We start from the raw sequence: 1,580 nt of genomic DNA, 5'->3' as shown, positions 1-1,580 counted from the left end.
GATCAAAAACAGCAGGTCGCTTGATTCTCATACACCAGATTTGACTATAGCTCCATAACCCCTGTGCAACCGTCTGGTTACCATTCGCCAATATTCATCGCAAGCTAGCTCGAGATCCGTAAAAAGCTCGCGTTTGTATCCGCCGCGCCGGTTATGCAATCCATACCAGCAGCGCACAATGGATAAATCACCCAACAGATCACGCTCAATTAAAAGCGTATAGCCTCGGGTTTGCGTCCTGAATTCTGTTTTGAACAGTATGTGCATGATATTATCCGTTTGAGTATTCAGGTGATCCGATATGTTGTAGATCGAAGTAACATTACTACTGCATGTTGCAATTATACTTTGCATGCCTTAACTGTTACACCTAGCCATAGAGCGTGCCAATTTCTTCTATTACTTAATAGGGACAATACACACTCTCCATCATCGGGAAATGTTTTACATTGCAGGTGGCAAGAATAAGGTTCTTGCATTCAGCAGAAGAAGCAAGCAGCGCGTCAACAATGCCGACACCGTGGCTTTTGCCATACTGCCGCCGATATAGGCCGCCTTTAATAGCAGCTTCAGCATTTAACAGAATCACGGGAAAATGCTGCACCAGCTTATCAAGCAAGTTACGTTCTCTACCATCTCGAACACCTGCATATAATTCGGCAACAGTGAGCGCTGAAAGGAAAGGGGGCGTCTCTAGTCCTTCCAAAAACTGCGCTGCCTTTTAATCTGATGTATGTTCTTTTAGAGATTCACTACAAACCCCAGAAACTCTAAATCTAGGATAATTTATGAAAATATTATCAAGAAATTAGATATGTTTAACTGTTTATAAACGATAAGATACTATGCTTTCAACTCTTTTTCCCAAGGCGGATCACCACTGAATACCGCGACCAAATGATCCACGACAGAGCGGACTTTTATTGAAACATGGCGATTTTTCGGATAAACCGCATAGATTGTGTCTGCAACTGGGTATGCGTGCGGTAAGGCATTAATCAATTGGCCATCTTTCAGTGCATCGGCAACGATGAATAACGGAAGAATGGTAATGCCAAGTCCAGCTATTGCTGCATCTCGCATTGATTCGCCATTATTAGTGACGATCCGACTACGAACAACCAGTGAACGAGGTACACCGACGGTTTCTGACGAATCGAATCGCCAGATATGGCTGGACGATACATTCGCATAGCCGATACAAGTATGGCTAGTTAGTTCGTCAATTGAAGCGGGTAATCCGGCGCGTTTGGCATACGTTGGACTACAGCAAACCACGCGGCGGCTTACTGCTAATTTACGGGCTACAAGTGATGAATCACGTAACCGACCAATACGAATGCCTAAATCGTAGCCTTTGCCAGATAAATCAGTAATCTGATCATTAAGCTCCAGGGCAAGCGACAGCCGTGGATGGTTACTGATAAACGAGAATAAAACAGGGCCAAGATACTTGACGCCAAAAGTCATCGGAACCGCGATGCGCAGTGCCCCACATAACGCTCCGTCTTGCTCGATTAGCGCCTCGAGCTATGATTATTTCTGGTGTATGACAAGTGAGGAGAAAGCGGTGTAGCCTG

3 protein-coding genes are annotated in these 1,580 nt (G+C 44.9%); all 3 read right to left on the bottom strand.

The annotated features are described in order from the left end of the window. Positions 1 to 27: 27 nt before the first annotated feature. The 3 genes from QZV86_RS13745 to QZV86_RS13735 all read right to left on the bottom strand — a co-directional run bounded on the left by QZV86_RS13745 (position 28) and on the right by QZV86_RS13735 (position 1,488). Entirely contained in the window at positions 28 to 267 is a 240-nt protein-coding gene (locus tag QZV86_RS13745; RefSeq protein ID WP_295629313.1) for a hypothetical protein, read from the bottom strand. A 136-nt stretch (positions 268 to 403) separates the two neighbouring features. Then, positions 404 to 706: a type II toxin-antitoxin system VapC family toxin gene (locus QZV86_RS13740; protein WP_295629310.1), complete on the bottom strand. Its 303-nt coding sequence runs from the start codon at positions 704 to 706 to the stop codon at positions 404 to 406. 137 nt (positions 707 to 843) lie between these two features. Continuing rightward, positions 844 to 1,488 carry a substrate binding domain-containing protein gene (locus QZV86_RS13735; RefSeq protein WP_295629316.1) on the bottom strand — a complete coding sequence of 215 codons (645 nt, stop codon included), beginning with the start codon at positions 1,486 to 1,488 and terminating at the stop codon, positions 844 to 846. Between the last annotated feature and the right edge of the window lie 92 nt (positions 1,489 to 1,580).

Origin of the sequence: uncultured Nitrosomonas sp. (assembly GCF_902826915.1) — a bacterium.
GTDB lineage: Bacteria > Pseudomonadota > Gammaproteobacteria > Burkholderiales > Nitrosomonadaceae > Nitrosomonas.
The sequence above is the reverse complement of the archived record's forward strand: the minus strand, read 5'-3'. Positions and strand labels throughout refer to the sequence as shown.